We start from the raw sequence: 534 nt of genomic DNA, 5'->3' as shown, positions 1-534 counted from the left end.
ACCAGAAGTAGGTAGCTTAACCGCAAGGGGGGCGCTTACCACGGTAGGATTCGTGACTGGGGTGAAGTCGTAACAAGGTAGCCGTATCGGAAGGTGCGGCTGGATCACCTCCTTTCTAGAGTTGCACGGGGACGCCGAGTCTGGCTATAGAGCCCCAATTCATCAAGCGTCCACACTTATCGGCTGTCAATCAAGAAGAACAGCGTTTGAAAGATCAAACCTGAGCATCAATGTTCAGGTTTGATCTTTCAGAGATTAAAAGCTGTTTCGTTCTTTAACAATCTGGAAGAAGTAAAGTTTTAATCGTTTGACCGACAGGTCAGACGATGGGTAGTGATTGTATGTATCAAAACAAAGCAACAACGCTGTACTTTCTTATCTCTGTAACGCTCTTTGATCTTCGGATCAGAGGCTAACGTTATAGGGACAAGCGAATAAGTGCACATGGTGGATGCCTTGGCGATTACAGGCGACGAAGGACGTAGTAGCTTGCGATAAGCTGCGGGGAGCTAGCAAACAAGCTTTGATCCGCAG

General features: G+C 47.4%; 2 rRNA genes. Both read left to right on the top strand.

The features are described 5' to 3' along the window. Positions 1-115 (top strand): 16S ribosomal RNA (locus F2P44_RS34545); the annotation flags it as partial. A 309-nt stretch (positions 116-424) separates the two neighbouring features. Then, positions 425-534 (top strand): 23S ribosomal RNA (locus tag F2P44_RS34540); the annotation flags it as partial.

This window comes from Massilia frigida (genome assembly GCF_011682175.1).
GTDB classification, from domain to species: Bacteria; Pseudomonadota; Gammaproteobacteria; order Burkholderiales; family Burkholderiaceae_D; genus Telluria_A; species Telluria_A frigida.
The sequence above is the reverse complement of the archived record's forward strand: the minus strand, read 5'-3'. Positions and strand labels throughout refer to the sequence as shown.